Consider the following 205-nt stretch of genomic DNA (forward strand, 5'->3'; position numbering starts at 1 on the left):
GGGATTTTTTTGAACTAAATCTCAATGTCATGATCAGATCTTCAAATCTTGTTTGAGGGCACATTATGATTAACGAACATACTCATTGGGCAAAACAACAATTCGGTAAATCGGACTTAGGTGATCCAAGAAGAACAGCGCGTCTGGTAAAGTTAGCATCAACGCTTGCAAATGAACCAGGAAAACCACTTGTAAACATCACTCA

General features: G+C 38.5%; 1 protein-coding gene. It reads left to right on the plus strand.

Annotated features, from left to right (window positions below; all coding sequences use genetic code 11):
* Positions 1-65 precede the first annotated feature (65 nt).
* Positions 66-205, plus strand: a 140-nt coding sequence (locus tag H5126_RS21365; RefSeq protein WP_220491503.1) for a transposase, incomplete at its 3' end; no start/stop codon positions are given.

This window comes from Pseudoalteromonas sp. SG45-3, from assembly GCF_014164075.1.
Lineage (GTDB): Bacteria > Pseudomonadota > Gammaproteobacteria > Enterobacterales > Alteromonadaceae > Pseudoalteromonas > Pseudoalteromonas distincta.